The 19,891-nt window shown below is 55.6% G+C and carries 21 protein-coding genes; 10 read left to right on the top strand and 11 right to left on the bottom strand.

Annotated features, from left to right (window positions below):
• Nucleotides 1-70 precede the first annotated feature (70 nt).
• From MWU61_RS15090 to MWU61_RS15100, 3 genes are read right to left on the bottom strand one after another with little or no spacing between them, the layout of a single operon-like run.
• A complete protein-coding gene (locus tag MWU61_RS15090) occupies nucleotides 71-484 on the bottom strand; it encodes a GNAT family N-acetyltransferase (protein WP_247129227.1) in 414 nt (137 codons plus the stop codon).
• On the bottom strand, nucleotides 481-1,623 hold the full coding sequence (dapE, locus tag MWU61_RS15095) for a succinyl-diaminopimelate desuccinylase (protein ID WP_247129229.1): 1,143 nt from the start codon (nucleotides 1,621-1,623) through the stop codon (nucleotides 481-483). Before dapE ends, MWU61_RS15090 begins: the two co-directional genes overlap by 4 nt.
• Entirely contained in the window at nucleotides 1,613-1,969 is a 357-nt protein-coding gene (locus MWU61_RS15100; RefSeq protein ID WP_247129231.1) for a hypothetical protein, read from the bottom strand. The genes dapE and MWU61_RS15100 overlap by 11 nt, the downstream gene beginning before the upstream one ends.
• A gap of 160 nt (nucleotides 1,970-2,129) precedes the next feature.
• On the opposite strand from MWU61_RS15100, the gene MWU61_RS15105 reads away from it, so the two are divergent.
• Nucleotides 2,130-3,173, top strand: a complete 1,044-nt coding sequence (locus MWU61_RS15105) for a transporter substrate-binding domain-containing protein (RefSeq protein ID WP_247129232.1) — start codon at nucleotides 2,130-2,132, stop codon at nucleotides 3,171-3,173.
• A gap of 77 nt (nucleotides 3,174-3,250) precedes the next feature.
• On the opposite strand, the gene dapD is transcribed toward MWU61_RS15105, so the two are convergent.
• The 3 genes from dapD to MWU61_RS15120 form a co-directional block, all read right to left on the bottom strand.
• Entirely contained in the window at nucleotides 3,251-4,078 is an 828-nt protein-coding gene (gene dapD / locus MWU61_RS15110) for a 2,3,4,5-tetrahydropyridine-2,6-dicarboxylate N-succinyltransferase (RefSeq protein WP_247129233.1), read from the bottom strand.
• Nucleotides 4,079-4,144: 66 nt separating this feature from the next.
• The gene (locus tag MWU61_RS15115) at nucleotides 4,145-4,597 is read right to left on the bottom strand and encodes a hypothetical protein (protein ID WP_247129234.1); all 453 of its coding nucleotides are present in this window, start codon (nucleotides 4,595-4,597) and stop codon (nucleotides 4,145-4,147) included.
• A gap of 68 nt (nucleotides 4,598-4,665) precedes the next feature.
• A complete protein-coding gene (locus MWU61_RS15120; protein ID WP_247129235.1) occupies nucleotides 4,666-5,214 on the bottom strand; it encodes a thioredoxin family protein in 549 nt (182 codons plus the stop codon).
• A 120-nt stretch (nucleotides 5,215-5,334) separates the two neighbouring features.
• On the opposite strand from MWU61_RS15120, the gene MWU61_RS15125 reads away from it, so the two are divergent.
• Together MWU61_RS15125 and MWU61_RS15130 are read left to right on the top strand one after the other, a co-directional pair.
• On the top strand, nucleotides 5,335-6,177 hold the full coding sequence (locus MWU61_RS15125) for an LOG family protein (protein WP_247129236.1): 843 nt from the start codon (nucleotides 5,335-5,337) through the stop codon (nucleotides 6,175-6,177).
• A gap of 88 nt (nucleotides 6,178-6,265) precedes the next feature.
• Nucleotides 6,266-6,985: a hypothetical protein gene (locus MWU61_RS15130; RefSeq protein ID WP_247129237.1), complete on the top strand. Its 720-nt coding sequence runs from the start codon at nucleotides 6,266-6,268 to the stop codon at nucleotides 6,983-6,985.
• On the opposite strand, the gene MWU61_RS15135 is transcribed toward MWU61_RS15130, so the two are convergent.
• Together MWU61_RS15135 and MWU61_RS15140 are read right to left on the bottom strand one after the other, a co-directional pair.
• Nucleotides 6,982-7,893, bottom strand: coding sequence for a nucleoside hydrolase (locus MWU61_RS15135; RefSeq protein WP_247129238.1), 912 nt, complete (start codon nucleotides 7,891-7,893; stop codon nucleotides 6,982-6,984). The two genes, MWU61_RS15130 and MWU61_RS15135, sit on opposite strands and share 4 nt — an antisense overlap.
• A gap of 72 nt (nucleotides 7,894-7,965) precedes the next feature.
• Complete coding sequence (locus tag MWU61_RS15140) at nucleotides 7,966-8,994, bottom strand: LacI family transcriptional regulator (RefSeq protein ID WP_247129239.1); 1,029 nt, start codon at nucleotides 8,992-8,994, stop codon at nucleotides 7,966-7,968.
• A gap of 203 nt (nucleotides 8,995-9,197) precedes the next feature.
• Here MWU61_RS15140 and MWU61_RS15145 point away from each other — a divergent pair, with 203 nt between their 5' ends.
• The 7 genes from MWU61_RS15145 to MWU61_RS15175 all read left to right on the top strand — a co-directional run bounded on the left by MWU61_RS15145 (nucleotide 9,198) and on the right by MWU61_RS15175 (nucleotide 17,680).
• On the top strand, nucleotides 9,198-10,424 hold the full coding sequence (locus MWU61_RS15145) for an ABC transporter substrate-binding protein (RefSeq protein ID WP_247129240.1): 1,227 nt from the start codon (nucleotides 9,198-9,200) through the stop codon (nucleotides 10,422-10,424).
• 94 nt (nucleotides 10,425-10,518) lie between these two features.
• Nucleotides 10,519-11,436, top strand: a complete 918-nt coding sequence (locus MWU61_RS15150) for a sugar ABC transporter permease (protein WP_247129241.1) — start codon at nucleotides 10,519-10,521, stop codon at nucleotides 11,434-11,436.
• 1 nt (nucleotide 11,437) lies between these two features.
• On the top strand, nucleotides 11,438-12,334 hold the full coding sequence (locus MWU61_RS15155) for a carbohydrate ABC transporter permease (protein WP_247129352.1): 897 nt from the start codon (nucleotides 11,438-11,440) through the stop codon (nucleotides 12,332-12,334).
• A 4-nt stretch (nucleotides 12,335-12,338) separates the two neighbouring features.
• On the top strand, nucleotides 12,339-13,418 hold the full coding sequence (locus MWU61_RS15160) for an ABC transporter ATP-binding protein (RefSeq protein ID WP_247129242.1): 1,080 nt from the start codon (nucleotides 12,339-12,341) through the stop codon (nucleotides 13,416-13,418).
• Between the two features lies 1 nt (nucleotide 13,419).
• Nucleotides 13,420-15,786, top strand: a complete 2,367-nt coding sequence (locus MWU61_RS15165; RefSeq protein ID WP_247129243.1) for a glycoside hydrolase family 2 protein — start codon at nucleotides 13,420-13,422, stop codon at nucleotides 15,784-15,786.
• Between the two features lie 10 nt (nucleotides 15,787-15,796).
• Nucleotides 15,797-16,543 carry a sugar phosphate isomerase/epimerase gene (locus MWU61_RS15170; RefSeq protein WP_247129244.1) on the top strand — a complete coding sequence of 249 codons (747 nt, stop codon included), beginning with the start codon at nucleotides 15,797-15,799 and terminating at the stop codon, nucleotides 16,541-16,543.
• 12 nt (nucleotides 16,544-16,555) lie between these two features.
• Nucleotides 16,556-17,680 carry a Gfo/Idh/MocA family oxidoreductase gene (locus tag MWU61_RS15175; protein ID WP_247129245.1) on the top strand — a complete coding sequence of 375 codons (1,125 nt, stop codon included), beginning with the start codon at nucleotides 16,556-16,558 and terminating at the stop codon, nucleotides 17,678-17,680.
• On the opposite strand, the gene MWU61_RS15180 is transcribed toward MWU61_RS15175, so the two are convergent.
• The 3 genes from MWU61_RS15180 to MWU61_RS15190 all read right to left on the bottom strand — a co-directional run bounded on the left by MWU61_RS15180 (nucleotide 17,677) and on the right by MWU61_RS15190 (nucleotide 19,784).
• The gene (locus MWU61_RS15180; RefSeq protein ID WP_247129246.1) at nucleotides 17,677-17,895 is read right to left on the bottom strand and encodes a DUF2945 domain-containing protein; all 219 of its coding nucleotides are present in this window, start codon (nucleotides 17,893-17,895) and stop codon (nucleotides 17,677-17,679) included. The two genes, MWU61_RS15175 and MWU61_RS15180, sit on opposite strands and share 4 nt — an antisense overlap.
• A gap of 40 nt (nucleotides 17,896-17,935) precedes the next feature.
• Nucleotides 17,936-19,120, bottom strand: a complete 1,185-nt coding sequence (rlmN, locus tag MWU61_RS15185) for a 23S rRNA (adenine(2503)-C(2))-methyltransferase RlmN (protein ID WP_247129247.1) — start codon at nucleotides 19,118-19,120, stop codon at nucleotides 17,936-17,938.
• A gap of 139 nt (nucleotides 19,121-19,259) precedes the next feature.
• Complete coding sequence (locus tag MWU61_RS15190) at nucleotides 19,260-19,784, bottom strand: invasion associated locus B family protein (protein ID WP_247129354.1); 525 nt, start codon at nucleotides 19,782-19,784, stop codon at nucleotides 19,260-19,262.
• Nucleotides 19,785-19,891 lie beyond the last annotated feature (107 nt).

Here is a 19,891-nt window from a genome sequence, read left to right on the forward strand (position 1 = left end):
CCCGCTTGGCTTCTTTGACGTCTTCTGGGCTCCGCCTGAGGCTTCCGCGGTCAAGCCCGGACATGTCCGCTCACAGGTCGCGGATCATATCCTGATGCGGAATACCCGCGTCGTCGTAGAATGGTCCGTAACCCACAAACCCGAGTTTTTCGTAAAACCCAATCGCGTGGTCCTGCGATCCAAGCTTGGCCCGCTTGATGTTCGGTAACGTGCGCAGATGATCCATCGCCGCCTCTACGATCCGCGCGCCCAGACCAGTCCCGCGATAGTCGGACAAAACACAGATACGGCCAATCTTGCCAATTTCATCTTGCAGCAATAAACGCGCCGTGCCTGCGGGTTGTCCGTCCACGGTTGCAAGCATGTGGATCGCACTTTCGTCCAGATCGTCCATCTCTTCGGCTTCGGAAATGCCCTGTTCTTCGATGAACACCGCACGGCGCAATGCAATGCAAGGCGCGTAGTCGTCAACAACAGTAATCATGCGAAATAGTCCTTCAAAATCCGCCCATAGATGGCTTTGAGCTTGATCACTTCATCCACCATCACCCGTTCGTCGACTTGGTGCATGGTTTTGCCTGCAAGGCCAAACTCCACAACGGGGCAATGGCTTTTCACGAAGCGGGCATCGGATGTACCACCCGACGTGGACAATTCTGGATCACGGCCGATTTCGGCTTTTACCGCAGCGCCCACCAGATCAGACAAAGGACCAGGTGGCGTGATGAAGCTTTCGCCGGATATTTTGATCTTCATATCGATGCTTAGATCAAATGCAGCGGCGACTTTGTCAGCCTCCGCTTGGATCCAAGCGGTCAAACCTGCTCCGGTATGCGTGTCGTTGAACCGGATGTTGACCGTTGCCGTACATTGACCGGGGATCACGTTGGTCGTGCCATTCCCGGTGTCGATACTGACGACTTGCAGACTGGACGCATCGAAATGCTCGGTTCCTTGATCCAGCTCGTGCGAGGCCAGCACATCCATCAACCGCGCCATCGCGTGCACGGGGTTTTTCGCGCGGTGCGGGTAGGCCGCGTGGCCTTGCACACCTGTCACCGTAAACCACACCGTCATCGACCCGCGTCGTCCGATTTTCATCGCGTCGCCAATTGCATCAGGGCAAGTAGGCTCCCCAACAAGACAGACCGACATCGCCTCGTTCTGTGCGTCCATCCAGTCAAGCAGGGCGACAGTGCCGTGTTCAGCGACATCTTCTTCGTCGCCCGTAATCGCAAGAACCACAGCCCCGTCCGGTGGCGTATCAGCCACAAAATCAATCGCAGCGGCAGCAAACGCAGCAACGCCGGATTTCATATCAGTCGCACCGCGCCCATACAGATAGCCGTCCTTGATTTCAGCGCCGAACGGATCAACCGTCCATGCATCCGGATCACCCAAGGGGACAACATCCGTATGGCCATTAAACCCGAACGTCCGGTTCGCACCCTTACGGCCCCAGCGGGCGTATAGATTGCAAATACCGCCGCGATCCACGCGGGTGCAGTCAAACCCACCGTCAGTCAGCAGCTTTTCCAGCAGAACAAGCGCGCCGCCCTCAGCAGGGGTAATCGAATTGCAACGGACCAGATCAGCAGTCAGGGCGACGGGATCAATCGGCATTTTTGTCATCCCCTTCGAAGAACGGTGTCATCTGGGCGATGATCACAGAATTCTCGTCCAAGGCCCGCTGCATTAATGCGCGTTCCTCGTCGTTGATGTCGTGCCCTTCGGCCAAACGTTCGTCCAAGGTGCCGTAGCCGGACACATCCAGCGGGGCCAGATCGGCCTGTTTCAGGATCGCAACGGTTTCGCGCACAGCTTCGGCTTCGTCCACGCCGGATGCGTAACACATCAATGCGCCACCAGTGGCACCTTCGGGTAATCCGTCGTCGGCATTGCGGCCAACCTCAACCAGAAGGGTATATACCTGCTGTCTGGACACCTTTTTAGCTTTTTGCTTGGTCATGAGCGTGGCCTTTGCGCAATGGTTTTGTGTTACTGACGTCTCAAACTCTGACCGGAAGGGCAAGAGGCTTGTCATCATCAGTCCAGCGGCTAAGGGTATATGCTTGGGACATGGGGACTGCCGCGGAATGCGTATCGTAATATTTTTGACTGGGATTTGGATGTCCCTTTTGACAGGCGTGGCCACTGCGCAAACGCCAAATCAGGCGATCACAATCGCCACGGTGACGCGCGCGCCGTTTTCGTTTGAAATTGACGGGGCACATGCGGGCTTCAGCATTGATCTATTGAATGCGGCAAGCGAAGAAATCGGGCTTCCGATCCAATATCAAAGGTTTGACAGCTTCGGCGGGATGTTGGCCGCTGTCCAAAACGGTGAAGCAGACGCTGCAATCGCCAACATTACAATCACCGCCGAACGCGAACGTCTGATGGACTTTACGCAGCCGATTTTTGACGGCGGCGTTCAGGTTATGCTCAAGGCCGAAGCCGGCGCAGGGCAAAGCATTCTGTCCGTCATTTTCACACGCGACGTTGGTCTCTTGGTCCTTGGGGCGGTGCTGTTATTGCTGGCGGGCGGTATGATTATGTACGTCTTTGAACGACGCCATCAGCCGTATTTTGACCACGCACCCAAAGACGCTGTGTTTCCAGCCTTTTGGTGGGCGTTGAACCTTGTTGTGAATGGCGGGTTCGAAGAACGGATGCCGCAATCCCGCTTTGGTAGGGCGTTTGGCGTGTTCTTGGTCATTGGCAGCTTGTTCTTTGTGTCGATCTTCGTGGCGCAGATCACAGCTGCACTGACCGTGAACGCGATTCAGGACAATATTGATTCACTCGCTGATTTGGACGGGCGCAAAGTAGGCACAATCGAAGCGTCTACCACCGCGGCTTTCTTGGATAACCGCGGTTTGTCGCATGCGACCTTTGCAGGGCTTGATGACCTTCTGACCGCGTTTGAAACAGACGAAATCGAAGCTGTGGTCTTCGATGGTCCGATCCTTGCCTATTACGTCGAAAACCAAGCGCAGGGCGAAGCGCGTCTGCTCGACCGCGTTTACCGGTCCGAAAAGTACGGGATGGTTTTCAGCAACGAAAGCCTCTACCGCGAAGCCGTCGATCAGGCATTCCTACGTCTGCGTGAAGACGGGACTTACGATAGTCTGATGACCAAATGGTTCGGGGCGCGATACGGCAACCGTTAAACGCGGCCGCCGACCAGCAAAAAGGGCCGCATCTGATCCAGATGCGGCCCTTTTGTATTGTGACGATAGATGCGGATTTAGTCGCGCAGCAGATCGTTGATGCCCGTCTTGGACCGTGTCTTTTCGTCGACGCGTTTCACGATGACCGCACAATACAGGCTGACGTTGTTCTTGGATGGCATCGTGCCTGCGACAACCACAGAATATGGGGGAACTTCGCCGTAAGTGACTTCACCGGTTTCGCGATCAACGATCTTTGTGGATTGGCCGATAAAGACGCCCATTCCCAGAACAGACCCTTCGCGCACGATGCAGCCTTCGACAACTTCGGACCGCGCCCCGATAAAGCAGTTATCTTCGATGATGGTCGGACCAGCCTGCATTGGTTCCAGAACACCGCCGATGCCAACGCCACCTGACAGGTGTACGTTTTTACCGATTTGGGCGCATGACCCAACCGTGGCCCAGCCGTCAACCATCGTGCCTTCGTCAACATAAGCGCCGAGGTTCACAAACGATGGCATCAGCACAACGCCCGGGGCGATGTAGGCGGAACGACGGACAATAGAACCGGGAACAGCACGGAAACCCGCGTCTTTCCACTGGTTTTCACCCCAACCTGCGAACTTGGACGGAACCTTGTCCCACCATGTTGTGTCGCCGTTGCCGCCGTTGATCGCTTCCATGTCGTTCAGACGGAATGATAGCAAAACGGCCTTCTTGGCCCACTGATTTACGAACCAGTTGCCGTCGTCTTGCTTTTCAGCAACGCGCAACTTGCCGCTGTCCAAAGCGTTCATCGTATCTTCGATGGCTTCGCGTGTTTCGCCTTTGGTGGCGGCTGTGATCGTGTCACGGGCCTCCCATGCGGCTTCGATTGCGGTCTCAAGGGCAGCGTTCGACATATGTCCGGTCCTTTGGTCTGAAAAAGAGTCTCAGCGGCTATAAAGCGGGCGGGCTTTGGGTGCAATCTATGCGAGGTCAGTGGATTGTCGCTTTGCCAATGCTTTTTGTGTGCGTACCTGCTGGATCGCGAGATGTGCCAAAAACATCGATAAGGCGACACACAGGACGCCGGGCAAACCAAAAAGTACACGCGCGCTCTGGCCGGATTCCATGAGAATATCGTTAGCACCCATAGGGATGAGGATAAGCGCGGGAATGAGGAAAAGACCGGATAGGATGAACAGCGCGGCCGCCCGTGGTGATCGTGGCGCTTTATTTTGCATGATCCGGTTCAAATACCGCGCAGCCCAGAACGGTAGAACAGTTAGGCCAAGCAAAAAGGTATATGCGGCCAACAGGGCCACAGGGTGTGCGGCATCCCAACTGACGATGACAGGAAGCAAAAACACCGAAACAAAGAGGAAAAGCATCGGTGCGATGGATGCCACAACGATGCACAACACAAATGCGATGCGCATCCTTCCCGACGTTTGTAGCGCGGTGTCAAAGGGTATCTGCTTGGACGCGGTGGGTTGATTTGGCAGTGTCACGACCACTTAATTGAACAACCCATCGATGGCGTCTGCTTTTCTGGCCCAAAACCGGTCTCGGCAATCTGTGTCATGCCAGTGACCAATTCGGGGACACGCCCCTTCGCATCGCCGCGCATCGGGACGTTATCCAGCCGCCCGCGATATTGCAGACCATTCTCGGGATGGTAGCCAAAGAAATCGGGGGTGCAGACGGCACCATAGGCCTTGGCGACACTTTGATCTTCGTCCACCAGATAGGGGGCCGTCAGGCCGTAAACTTGGGCGAATTCGACCATCCGTTCAGGACTATCGGCAGGATAATCGTCGTAATCATTCGACATGATACAGGCGATCCCGATCCCGGCGGCGCGCAGCGCGATCATATCCCCGACCAACCGCGGCATCATGTCGATAACATAGGGGCAATGGTTGCAAATGAACGCAAGCAACAGCCCGTTTTTCCCCATCAGATCGTCCCGACTGTAGGCGGTGCCATCGGGAGTCATCAACGTAAACTCAGGGGCAGGCATCCCAAATTCGCAAACGGCGGTTTTCAACAACATCTTGGTCTTCCTTTGTTCGTCATCAACTTAAAGTCACTGTGCGAAAAAACAAAGGGGTCAGCGATTGCATCCGCGGGCACTTCCAGCAACTCTGGCGCAAACAAAAGAAAGAGACGACCAATGGACCACCGCAAACACACATTCCGCGACAGCGGCCAAGACCGTGAAGCCGTATCGCACACGCCAGTGACGCCGCAAACGCAGGCACCGTCCTACAAATTGGCCTTCGCAGACGACGACTTTCTGTGCCGCGAAGATTTGCGGCCCGTGCGGTTGCAGTTGGAACTGCTGAAACCTGAATTGCTGATGGACGAAGCAGGCATCGAATCCACAATCGTTCTGTTCGGTGGGGCGCGTATTCCAGAGCCATCAAAAAAGGACACAGCGCGGACCAAAACGCTGGCTGAATTGTCGAAATACTACGAAGAAGCGCGCCGTTTTTCCGAACTGATGACACGTAAGTCCTTGGAAACAGGCGGTCATGAGAATGTCGTCGTCACAGGTGGCGGACCGGGCGTGATGGAAGCAGGCAACCGCGGTGCGCTCGATGCGGGCGGTAAATCAATCGGCCTGAACATCGTGCTGCCGTTCGAACAGGCGCCAAACGAATACGTGACGCCTGAATTGTGCTTTAACTTCCACTACTTCGCGATCCGCAAGATGCACTTCTTGATGCGCGCCGCCGCGATCACCGTTTTCCCGGGCGGGTTCGGAACGCTGGATGAGACGTTCGAGGCATTGACGCTGATCCAAACCGGCCGCATGGCACGGGTTCCATTCCTGTTGTTTGGCAAAGACTTCTGGGAAAGCATCATCAATTGGGACGCACTGGCCGATGCCGGAACGATTTCCGCAGATGATCTTGAACTTTTCCGCTTTGTAGAGACCGCAGAAGAAGCAGTCGAAGCGCTGGAGAACTGGGAAGGCAAAGGCGAAAAGCGCGGCGAAATTCCGGGGCGCTAAGGCCTGTTCACAGATTTCTTCGTGAACTGAAACGAATTTTCAATAAATCACCGTCAAAAGGGCCTCATGAACTTGGGGCCCTTTTTGTATGAACATTAGACGCTGTGTCGTGACGTTGATTGTGTTGCTCGTGATGGCGGTGAACGCGCGGGCAGAGGTGACGCCGCTGATTGGCGGACTTAACACAGGGCCGCTTGTGCAAGTGAATCGCGCATCAGCTCCGTCGTCGGGTGGGTCTAGTCTATTCATCGGACAAAGCGGTAGCAGTCTTTTCGCGCCATACCCACGACGTCAAAAAGCGCCGATCAGAGGGATACTGACGTCACAAGCACCGCCAGAAGCGCGGTTGTTGACACTCATCGCGTCTGCAGAGGCGGGACCGGATGGCTACGATGCGGTGCAGCATGGCGCATCCCGCCGCCCGTCAAAACGCCCGACAGACATGACGATAGGTGAAATCTACGACTGGATCACGGCAACGCCGGGCCAACCTCATGCGATTGGACGGTATCAGTTCATCCCACCCACATTGCGAACACTCACGCGGCAGGCCGGTTTCAACCGTCAAACACCGTTCACACCTGCCGTGCAGGACGAACTGGCCGGAATCCTGTTGCAGGACGCAGGTCTTGCGCAATTCCAAGCAGGCGGAATCAGCCGCCACGCGTTCATGAACAACCTCGCCAAAATATGGGCAGGGCTGCCAACATCGTCGGGGCGGTCATATTATCATGGCTACGCAGGCAATAGCGCGACCATGACATGGGCACGCTATGACGCTGAAATGACGCGGATTTATCCCGGTTAATCCAGTGTCGCGACCAGCGCCATTGCGTAGTCGACGGCCCATTTCGCATCGATGCCGACAGCGACATCCACCTGCGGGCGGCTTGCATCTGCGACCGTATCGCCGATGTCATCACCGGACAGCGCGACCTTTATGCCGGATTTCTCAAACGTGAACTTTTCCGGAAACAGACAGGCCAGCAGGGCGGTCGAATCGTGCATAGGACAGCCGTCAAACACACCGACTGACCGGTAGAAACCCAGATAAAAGTTCGAAATATCGCGGACAAACCCACCAACTTTCGGCGACGTCACAGCCATCGCGTCAAAATCTTCAGGTGTCAGCAACGTTTGCATCGTCGCATCAAGGCCGACCATGACAATTGGTATCTCGGTCGCGAAGACAACGTCGGCGGCAGCGGCGTCGTGGTAAATATTGGCCTCTGCGTGTGGTGTGATGTTTCCGGGGACGGCATACGCGCCGCCCATAATCACGAGGCTTTTGATATTGGTGGCAAACGCCGGATCAAGCGCCAATGCATCCGCGATATTGGTCAGCGGCCCGATGGCACAAACAACCAATTCGCCCGCGTTTTCGGCAGCCATGCGCACCAAAAATGCGGCAGCAGTTTCGTCGATATTCTTGCCGATTTCCGGCACAGTTGTCAGCGCGCCCAGCCCTTCGTCACCATGCACATTCGCTGACGGGGTGTAGTCCGACGCGCCATATGGCAATGCGGCCCCTTCGGCCACGGGGCAGTCGTAGCCCAGAAAATCCAACAAATACCGCGCGTTGCGGCTGGATTGTTTCACAAACGTATTGCCGAAAATGGCAGTCAGACCCAGCAGCTCGACCTCGGGGATCGCAACGGCCAGTGCAATCGCGAGTGTGTCATCAACGCCGGGATCTGTATCAATAATAAGTTTCATAAATCGTGCCTTGCCTCAGAAGCGAATTCGGCAGGATAGATCACAGAGAATGGCGCGCTTCAAATCACAAAGTTAGCGACCTTGCGGCACTTCAAGATATTGCATCGGCGGGGCTGCCGGATCCTGAATTGCCTTGATGGCGGCCCTCGCAAGAAATTCGCCCGCCGTACCAACAGCTTCTGACAACGTTATGATCTCCGAACGGAACAATTTCAGGAATGGAATCGCCTCTTTTGCGATGACATCAATGTCGGTGCCCAGCACCCGCTGGTTCTGTTCCAAACCCGATACTGCTGCCATCGCCGCCGTCGTAGACGCGGTTGCAATGGCGTCGATCGTCGGGTCGCCGACAAGGGCTGCGTGAACGGCCGCAACGATCTTGGGAATGTCGTTATCGCTCGTCGCGCCTTCCACAACCGTCAGCTTGATGTCGAATCTTTCAGCGCAGGATCGCAAACCTGTCACCAGATGCTGGGCGTAGCTTTGGGCCAACGGCGGTGCGACAACGATCACGTTCCGGCGCCCACGGGCATGCAGCGCTTCCATCGCCTGATACCCGAATGCGTGGTTATCAAAGTCGTAATACGCGTGTTTATCGGCCCATTTACTGCGTCCATGCGTGGCAAACGGGAACCGTTTTTCCATCAAATAGGCCACACGCGGGTCGTTTGGTTCGATCTGGTTCAGAATCACCGCGTCGGCGGAAGCGGTTTCAACGATATAGCGCACAGGCTTCATAAAATCGTCTTGGGGAAAGTACGGCATCACGTTCAAATGATACCGCGTGCCCTGCAATCCACCGGCCACAGACGAAATCAAACGCGCCGTGTGATTGTCATGTTCAGTCGACATAACAAGGCTGATCACGTTTGTGCGGCCCGTCCGCAGGCGCACGCCGGCACGGTTCGGGACATACCCAATTTCGGCTGCAATTTTACGGACTAACACCTTCGTATCGCTACCAATATCGGGGGCGTCGTTCAGCGCACGCGACACAGTTGGGACGGCGAGACCGCTCATCTGTGCAATGGTCTTCAACGTCGGCTTGCCGCCTGCTGGTAATGCGGCCTCAAGTGTCATTGGCGATTTGGTGCGTGCCATCGTGTTTCCTCCCCGTATCGCGACAGAATCCGGTGATTCTGTTTTATTTTCCGCGACCCTACTATCCGCTTTTTTGTGCAATTCTAAGGTCTTGGTGAATAATTGCGTTGAACGTACCTACAATGATTTTTTATGTCTTGCTAGAACTATCTAAATCGATATAGAATTTTCTACAACGATTTAGAACCAGGGAGGAGAGAATCGTGAAGCTAACAACTAAACTCTTGGCGGCGACTGCAATGGTCAGCGCATCCGCAGCATCTGCGGTAGAACTTGAAGTGACGCATTGGTGGACATCTGGTGGCGAAGCTGCCGCTGTGTCCGAGTTTGCGAAAGCGTTCAACGAAACAGAGCACACATGGGTCGACGGCGCGATCGCCGGATCCGGCGGTACTGCACGTCCAATCATTATTTCCCGTATCCTCGGCGGCGACCCAATGGGTGCGACACAGCTGAACCACGGTCGTCAGGCGGAAGAACTGATCGAAGCTGGTTTGCTGCTTGACCTGACAGACGTTGCCGAAGCTGGCGGTTGGACTGACATTGTTAACCCAACATCGCTTCTCGATTCCTGCACACTGGACGGTAAAATCTACTGTGTGCCTGTAAACATCCACTCTTGGCAGTGGCTGTGGTTGTCCCACGCTGCGTTTGAAAAAGCTGGCGTAGACGTCCCAACCGACTGGAACGAATACATCGCAGCTGCTGACGCACTGAAAGCTGCTGACGTGATCCCACTGGCGATGGGTAAGCAGGGTTGGCAGCAATCCGGTGCATTCGGCGTTATGGCCGTTGGTATCGCTGGTCAGGACGCATGGCTTGCTGTGAACCGTGACCACGACGAAAGCGTTGCGGCTGGTCCTGAGTACGCAAAAGTATTCGAAGCGGCTGCTGCTGCACGTGAGCTGGCTGCTGACAGCAACGTTCAAGACTGGAACCAAGCGACAAACCTCGTGATCACTGGCCAAGCTGGCGCACAGATCATGGGCGACTGGGCGCAGGGTGAATTCTCTGTAGCTGAAGCTGTTGCTGGCGAAGACTACTCCTGCTTGCCAGGTCTGGGTCTGAACGAAGTTCTGGATACAGGCGGCGACGCATTCTACTTCCCAGTGAACGACGATCCTGAAATCACAGCGGCCCAGAAAGAACTGGCTGCATTGTTGATCTCTCCTGAAGTTCAGGTGTCTTTCAACCTCGCCAAAGGCTCTTTGCCAGTGCGCGGTGACATCGATCTGTCTGCAGCCAACGACTGCATGCAGAAGGGTCTGGAAATCTTGGCATCTGGCGGCATCTTGCCATCCGGTGACATGAACAACTCTGCTGATACATCAACACAGATCGAAGATCTGATGGCTCAGTTCTGGTCTTCTGACATGTCCGCAGCCGATGCGCAGGCGAAATACGCCGACATCATCGCAGACGCTGACTAAATCTTTCGATCAACCTCCCCGGTTCGGCGCGTCTGACGCGCCGGGCCGACCCGAAGACCCCACCCGACAACCTTTCCTAGATGGAGCCGACACGATGACCGTGGCCTCGGACCCCCCTGCACGTCCAGCAAAGCGACCAAGTCGCTTATTCCGCAACCCGATGGCCAAGATCGCGTCCATCCCAATGATCCTGACCGCCCTTGTGGTATTTGTCGGGGCGACGACGTGGACAGTCGTTTATTCTTTCACCGGCTCGCGCATGTTGCCCAAAACCAAATGGGTTGGCTTTGACCAGTATGAACGGCTGTGGGACACAGATCGGTGGTGGATTTCGATCACCAACCTCGGGATTTACGGCATCTGTTCGATGATCTTTACGTTGGTCGTGGGCTTTACGCTGGCGGCATTGCTGGACCGCAAAATCCGGTTCGAAAATGTGTTTCGGTCCATTTTCCTATACCCTTTCGCGCTGTCATTCGTTGTGACAGGTCTTGCTTGGCAGTGGATTTTGAACCCCGAATTCGGCATCCAATCTGTTGTGCGCGGCTGGGGCTGGGAAACATTCACCTTCAACCCGCTCAATGACCCCAACACTGTGATGTTCGGTCTGCTGATCGCCGGTTTGTGGCAGGGCACGGGTCTTATCATGTGCATCATGCTCGCTGGTTTGCGCGGTATTGATGAAGATATCTGGAAAGCCTGCCGCGTTGACGGCATCGGCACTGTGAAAACCTACATCAAGGTCATCATCCCGATGATGCGTCCTGTGTTTATCACATCCTTGGTGTTGATCGCATCAGGTATCATCAAACTTTACGATCTTGTGGTCGCCCAAACGGGCGGTGGACCGGGCCTTAGTTCCGAAGTCCCCGCAAAATACGTGATCGAATATATGTTCCGCGCACAGAACCTTGGACAGGGGTTTGCAGCCTCAACCATGATGCTGTGTTCCGTGATCATCATTCTTATCCCTTGGGCATACCTCGAATTCGGAGGGAAGAAACGTGGCTGATATGACAACCAACACAATGACCGGTCCACGCGGACCAAAACCGAAAAAAGCGTTCAGCCGGGGCAATATCTTCCTCTATGGCACGTTGATCATGGTCTCCATGTATTACCTGTTGCCGCTCTACGTGATGATCGTGACATCGTTGAAAGGCATGCCGGAAATCCGCCTTGGCAACGTGTTCGGGCCACCAATGGAAGTCACATTCCAACCGTGGGTCAAAGCATGGGCCGAAGCCTGCACAGGCATCAACTGCGACGGTTTATCGCGCGGATTTGGCAATTCGGTCCGTATTCTGATCCCGTCCGTTCTGCTGTCCATCACGATTGCGTCCATCAACGGCTACGCGCTGTCGAACTGGAAATTCAAAGGGTCAGAGGCGTTCTTTACCATCCTGATCATCGGGGCCTTCATCCCATACCAAACAATGCTGTATCCGATCGTGATCCTGCTGCGTGAAATCGGGCTGATGGGGTCCATCGGCGGGCTTGTCCTTGTGCACACCATTTTCGGTATGCCCATTCTGACGCTGCTGTTCCGGAACTACTTTGCCTCGATCCCCGAGGAATTGTTCAAAGCGGCCCGCGTCGACGGTGCTGGGTTCTGGCGGATTTACTTCCAGATCATGTTGCCGATGGCGCTGCCGATCTTCGTGGTTGCGATCATTCTGCAGGTGACTGGTATCTGGAACGACTTTCTCTTTGGGGTCATCTACACCAAACCCGCGACGTATCCGATGACGGTCCAGCTCAATAACATCGTGAACTCGGTGCAGGGCATCAAGGAATACAACGTTAACATGGCGGCGACATTGCTCACCGGTATGGTTCCTCTCATCATCTATTTTGCCTCGGGCAAACTCTTCGTGCGCGGCATTGCCGCCGGCGCAGTCAAAGGCTGAAACCATGACAAATTCTGTAGAAATCAAAAACCTCGACCTCAGCTTTGGTGCTGTGAAAGTCTTGAAGAACCTCAATCTCGATATTCGTGACGGCGAATTCATCGTTCTGCTCGGGTCATCCGGCTGCGGCAAGTCAACGCTGTTGAACTGCATCGCGGGCCTGCTCGAAGTCACCGACGGCCAGATCTTCATCAAAGGTCAGAACGTCACATGGGCAGAACCGTCTGAACGCGGCATCGGCATGGTGTTCCAATCCTACGCGCTTTACCCGCAGATGACCGTGAAGGGGAACTTGTCCTTCGGTCTGAAAAACGCGCGCTTGCCGAAAGCCGAGATCGAAGAACGCGTGGCACGTGCCGCGTCTATTCTTCAAATCGAGGCGTTGCTTGACCGTAAACCGGGCGCACTGTCAGGCGGTCAACGTCAGCGGGTCGCCATCGGTCGTGCGTTGGTGCGTGATGTGGATGTGTTCCTTTTCGACGAACCGCTGTCCAACCTCGACGCGAAATTGCGTGTTGATCTGCGGGTCGAATTGAAACGCCTGCACAACCAGCTGCAGAACACGATGATCTACGTGACGCACGATCAGGTCGAAGCGATGACATTGGCCGACCGGATTGCTGTCATGAAAGGCGGCAAGATCATGCAGCTTGGCACACCCGACGAAATCTACAACCAACCTAAGAACCTGTATGTGGCTGACTTTATCGGGTCACCGTCAATGAACTTCATCGAAGGGCACCTTGAAGACGGCGTGTTCAAAAAGGGTGAATTGACGCTGCCCATGACCGGTTACGCCTTTGCAAGCCCACAAGTCACGGATCGTCCAGTGACGATCGGTATCCGGCCCGAACATATCGTGACCGGCGAACTTGCCGCCAAAGCACCTGTGCAAATGGCCGTGTCTGTCGATCTGGTGGAATCCATGGGGTCCGACACGTTGGTCTACGCAACGATGAACGGCGAACCCTTCCGCATCCGGATGGACGGGCAGGCAGTAATCAAATCAGGTGAAACGCTTGGCATCGGTATCGATCCGTCACGCGCATCCCTGTTCGACAATAAAGACGAGGCACGTCTGTAATATGGCTACACATCTCAATACTGACTGGACCCTTACGGACGGGTCCAGTGCCTACACTTGTCCAATTACGTTCCCTAACGATGGCATTTCGGCGTTGTACGACGCTGGACTGATTCCTGATCCGTATTTCGGCAAAAATGAACTTGATCTGCGGTGGATTTGCGAACGCGATTGGACTGCGACGCGGACGTTTGATCTGATCGACGTGGACGTTGATCTGGTTTTGTCGCGCATGGATACGGTCGTGACCGTGCGGGTCAACGATGTGGTCGTGTTGGAAGCCCAGAACGCGTTCCGCGACTACCGCGTTGCACTTGGCGGTGTGGCCAAATCTGGTGAAAACACCATCGCGATCACGTTCCACAGTCCGGTGGACGCGGGCCGTGCATTGCAAGACGCGCATGATTTCGAACTGCCGATTTCCAAAAACTGCCCGATCCCGTTCGGAAACTTCCTGCGCAAACCCGCCTGCGATTTCGGCTGGGATTGGAACATCGCGCTGGCCCCGTTTGGCATCTACGGCGACATCGCGCTGGAACCATCCAAAGCCGCCCGCATCGACACGTTGAATATCCATCAGGATCACAGCGGCGACGGCGTGCTTGTGACAGTTCAGGTGGCGACAACAAACCACGATGGCGGGGTGACGCTCGACTTTGACGGCCAGACCATCACGGGCGCGGCGGTGCACGGGTTGTGCACGCTTAGTGCACGCGTATCACAACCGAAATTGTGGTGGCCAGCAGGGCAGGGCGATCAGCCGCTCTACGACCTGAAAATCACCGCTGGTGACGCGACAGCGACCCGCCGTCTTGGCCTGCGCCAGATGGAATTGGTCACGGAAAAAGACGACGTAGGGCTTGGATTCAAGTTCCGCGTGAACGGGCGCGATGTGTTCTGCAAAGGGGCCAACTGGATTCCCGCAGACGCGCTGGCGGGTCGCATCACGGACGACAAAACTCACGCGCTTCTGGTCTCTGCGAAAGAGGCCAACATGAACATGATCCGCGTTTGGGGCGGTGGCCGGTACGAACCAACATCCTTCTACGACAGCTGCGATGAACTCGGGCTGTTGGTCTGGCAAGACTTCATGTTCGCCTGCAACCTCTACCCGTCTGATCGCGCTTATATCTCTGAAGTTAAAGCAGAAATTCGCGATAACGTCGCACGGATGCACCATCACGCCTGCCTTGCAGTTTGGTGTGGCGACAACGAACTCATCGGGGCATTGGGCTGGTACGATTGTTCCATCAACGACCGCGATCGGTACTTGGTCAACTACGACCGTCTGAACCGCGCCATCGAAGATACGCTACTTGAAACCGACCCGCACGCGATCTGGTGGCCGTCATCACCATCACCCGGTCCGCTGAATTTTGGCGACGCGTGGCACGATGATGGGTCAGGCGACATGCACTTCTGGTCGGTTTGGCACGAAGGCCGCGATTTTGACCACTACCGCGATGTAAGTCCTCGTTTTTGTTCGGAATTCGGATTCCAGTCCTATCCTGGCATGAACGCCGTGCGTGACTTTACCGGCGAAGCGGACCGCAACATCGCGGCACCCGTTCTGGAAAGCCACCAGAAGAACGAAGGCGGGAACGCGCGGATCGCGGAAACGATGTTCCGCTATTTCCGCTGGCCTGAGAAGTTCGAAGATTTCGTCTACCTCAGCCAAATCCAACAGGGCGTTGCGATCAAAACAGCCGTCACGCATTGGCGCACGCAAAAGCCGCGCTGCATGGGCACGATCATCTGGCAGCTGAACGATACGTGGCCCGTCTGTTCATGGGCGTCGCTGGATTACGGCGGGGACTGGAAACTGATGCACCACATGGCGCAAGCGTTCTACGCCGACGTCATGGTCACTGCCGTGCCCACGGGCGACACGATCACACTGCGCGGAACCAACGACGCACATGTGTCAGTCGATGTTGCGGTGACGGCACAAGCTGTTGATATGGCTGGTAATCTGCGCCCGTTGGCGAAAGCAACTTCTACGATCGGGGATACATCCATTGATATGCTCAGCATGCCAGTAACCGATTTGAACGACGGCGAAATGCTGGTCGTATCGTGGAAAAGCGATCAGGGCGAGGGGCGCGAAATCTATACGCCGAAGCCGTACAAAACCTTCGATCTGCTCCCTGCGAACGTCGCCATGGACATCACGGGGAACACGATCACATTGACTGCACAGGGCCTGTCTTTGTTCACCTCGCTCGAGGCAGACACACAGGGACGTTTCTCTGACAACGCGTTTGACATGCTGCCCGGCGAAAGTCGGACCATCACATTCACGCCAAGCGACGCGTCTCAAACACCAACCTTTACACTGCGCGATTTGCACAGTGCCACGACTGCCTAGAGGACATCGAATGACTCATATTTCTTACCAGCTTTATTGTTCGCGGAACTCCCCGCCGCTGTCTGAAACGTTGAAAATGCTGTCTGCAGCAGGCTTCAAAGAGGTCGAAGGGTACGGCGCGCTTTTCGACGATGTGGACGCGGTGAAAGCGGCCTTCGAAGACACAGACCTGAAGATGACAAGCAGCCACATCGGCCTTGATCTGATGGAAGGCGATCCTGCCAAAGCGATTGAAATCATTCGCGATTTCGGAATGCGGGCGGCGTTTGTACCGTATCTGCAAGAAGACGAACGGCCGACAGATGCGGCTGGCTGGACTGCCTTCGGCGAACGGCTTGCCAAGATCAGCGAACCCTTTGTGGCAGCTGGGATCAAGTTCGGTTGGCACAACCACGACTTTGAATTGGTTGCGACAGAAACAGGTGAAATGCCGCTCGATCTGATGATGGCGGCGGCACCTGACATGATGCTGGAACTCGACCTTGGTTGGGTGACGCGCGCGGGCGAAGACCCTGTCGCATGGATCAACAAATACGCAGGCCGGATCGCAGCGGCCCACATCAAAGACGTCGCGCCTGCGGGTGAAAACACAGATGAAGACGGCTGGGCTGACGTTGGCCATGGCACCATGGATTGGGCGGCGATCCACGCGGCTTTGCAAGCTGCGGGCGTTGATCACTACGTCGTTGAACACGACAATCCGTCTGACCACCAGCGCATGGCGACACGCAGCCTTGCCAGTGCGTCCAACTTCTAAGGAATTGATAATATGACACAACTTGGTGTTGGCATCATCGGATGCGGGAATATCTCGAAAGCGTATTTGACACTTGCGCCGATCTTCAAATCGCTGAAACTGGTCGCGGTTGCGGACCTCAACATGGACAATGCAAACGCGCGTGCGGCTGAATTTGACGTGCGGGCGGACACGGTAGACGACATTCTGAAAGCATCCGACGTCGATGTGATCGTAAACCTGACGATCCCCGATGCGCACTTCGCCGTGACCAAATCCATCTTGGAAGCAGGCAAGCACGCCTATTCCGAAAAGCCATTGGTCCTGACCTTGGAAGAAGGTCAAATCCTGCGCGATCTGGCTGCGTCGAAAAACCTGCGGGTCGGCTCTGCGCCTGACACGTTCCTTGGAGGGGCGCATCAGCAGGCCCGCGCAGCGATTGATGGTGGCCAAACCGGCAAAATCATCGGCGGCACATGTCACGTCATGGGCCACGGGATGGAGGCATGGCATCCAAACCCTGACTTCTTTTTCAAACCCGGCGGTGGTCCGGTGCTCGACATGGGGCCGTATTATGTCACCAACCTGATCCAACTGATTGGGCCCGTGAAATCGGTGGCTGCTTTGGCGAACAAAACCTTCCCAACACGCACAATCGGCAATGGCCCGCGCGATGGCGAAGTCATTCCGGTGGACGTCGCAACAAACATCCACGCGCTGCTGGAATTCGAAAACGGGGCAGCCGTGACGATGGGGGCCAGCTGGGATGTTTGGACAAATAAGCACACGAATATGGAGCTTTACGGCGAAGATGCATCAATCTTTGTGCCTGATCCGAACTTCTTTGGCGGTGACGTCGAAATCGGCGGGCAGGACCGTGACATCAAGGTGCTTGATGCATGGGATCACCCATTTGGTGTGAACAACTTCGAGGACAACAGCAAAGCCAACTATCGCTGCGCGGGTCTAGCGGATATGGCCGCGGCCATCGCTGAAGGGCGTGACCACCGCTGTAATGTCGATGTCGCGGTGCATGCGACGGACGTCATGACAAGCATCCTGAAGTCCGGCGAAGAACGCCGGTTCATCACGCTATCCACGACATGCGAACGCCCCGCAGCACTGTCACCGGATGAGGCACGGGCGCTGTTGGCCTAAGACGCCTTCGACAGCTCTGATTCAGATTTCAGGACGGCGTCACCGTCGTCCTGTTTGATGTAGTAAGCGGGATTATCGCTATCCGCATCGCGGGTGACTTCGGTGCCGCTGATTTTGCGCGTCACCTTTTCGGTGTAGGATTTTTCAACCTGACCAGTGCCGGTCCCGTTGCCCCAGTTCCATTCAACCTTGTCGCCCTTGTTATACTTGGTCATGCTGATCTCCTTTTCAGAAGGCACAACAGGGTAAAGGGCGTCAGGTTCCGGTTTCAGCCGCGATTTGGGCTTTGGATTTACGGCCGCGTTCTGTTTCAGACTTCAATTGACCACAGGCGGCCATGATATCTTCACCGCGTGGGCGGCGAACTGGTGACGAATAGCCAGCGTTATGTACAATATCAGCGAACTTGCGAATGCGGTTGTTTGATGACCGTTTGTACGGCGCACCGGGCCATTCATTGAATGGGATCAGGTTGATCTTGGCGGGGATGCCGTCGATCAGTTTGACCAAGCGATGCGCATCTTCGTCGCTATCGTTCACACCGTCCAACATCACATATTCGAACGTGATCCGCTCTGAATTGGATACCTTCGGGTAACTGCGCAACGAGTCGAGCAAATCGGCCAAAGGCCAGCGTTTGTTGATCGGGACCAACTTATCGCGGACTTCATCGGTGGTGGCGTGGAACGAAATAGCCAACTGACAGCCGATTTCTTCGGCAGTGCGAGCAATCTCTGGCACGACACCAGACGTCGACAACGTAATACGGCGGCGCGAAAGCTGGATGCCATGCGGGTCCATCGCGATTTTCATCGCATCACGGACGCTTTCAAAGTTGTAAAGCGGCTCGCCCATGCCCATCAGAACGATGTTCGACAAAAGGCGGGTGCGGTCGGCTTCGGTGCGGGTGCCGGGTTCTGGCCATTCGCCCAAATCATCGCGGGCCACCATGACCTGACCGATAATTTCAGCCGCAGTCAGGTTACGCACCAGCTTCTGTGTGCCCGTATGACAGAACGAACAGGTCAGCGTGCACCCAACCTGCGACGACACACATAGCGTGCCGCGATCTGTCTCGGGAATATAAACGATCTCAACCTCGTGGCCGCCAGCAATACGGACCAGATATTTGCGGGTACCATCTTCGGACACCTGACGGGTCACAACCTCTGGTACAGCGACAACAAATGTCTCGGCCAACATCGCGCGGTAATCTTTCGCGAGGTTCGTCATCTGTTCAAAGTCGCGAACACCCCAGTGGTAAATCCATTGCCAAATCTGGCCGACCCGCATCTTCGCCTGCTTCTCAGGCGTACCGGCAGCGATCAACGCATCACGCATCGCATCGCGTGTCATTCCGACAAGATTCGGCAGGCCACCGCCCGTATCCTTACGGGGGATCGTCAGCATATCAGGTGTAACAGGGGCCGTGGCGGTCATAGCAGAATCTCCAACATCTGGGCCTCATATAAACAACAAACGCCGGTTTCCAATGAAAACCGACGCCTTATTTCTTTTGGTCGTAAATACCTCGGGGGTATGGGGGCTGGCCCCCATCCGATTTTTCGCGAAAAATCGACTACCCCGCGCAGCGCCGTGCGGCTTCTTCAACTGCGGCGGTGAAGCCAAGCAGTGAAAACGTATCTTTTGTGACCGTGCCGCGACCAGACCGCGCTGTCATGCTGGCACCAGACCCGCGTTTCATCGCAGCAACGATTTTCGCGTCGTCTTCAGGTGTCGCAGGCCAAGCCCATTCACCTTCGGTGAACAGTTCAAACGTTGTGCCGCCGATATCCAGCGTTGCAGTTGATCCGCTCGCAAATGGATAACCGCCAGTAAAGGCGACTTGGCCTTGGACAGACGCACCCGGACGGTAGAAAACGAACAGCAGGATATCGCCACGGCGCACCTGCACGACGTTCCCGTCACGGCTGTTTACGGTTTCTTTTGGGGCCGATACACCCCAGCATTCGGTCGGGTTATCTTCGACAAACACGCTCCAATCGGTGTTTGCTGCGACCCGGTTTGACGATTCCTGTGCGCTGACGCTGCTGCTCGCGGCGATCAGGGCCGTTGCCGTCAGGATCCGTGCAAAATTCTTCATCATAGTGACAGCCTCCACGCTGTGATTGCCTCTGGATGCCCAACTCAGCCATCCGTGCATCTGATGTGCACCTTTTCGGCTAGCGGGTCGTGTTTCAACTCGATAGG

The organism is Loktanella sp. F6476L, assembly GCF_023015725.1.
Lineage (GTDB): Bacteria > Pseudomonadota > Alphaproteobacteria > Rhodobacterales > Rhodobacteraceae > Yoonia.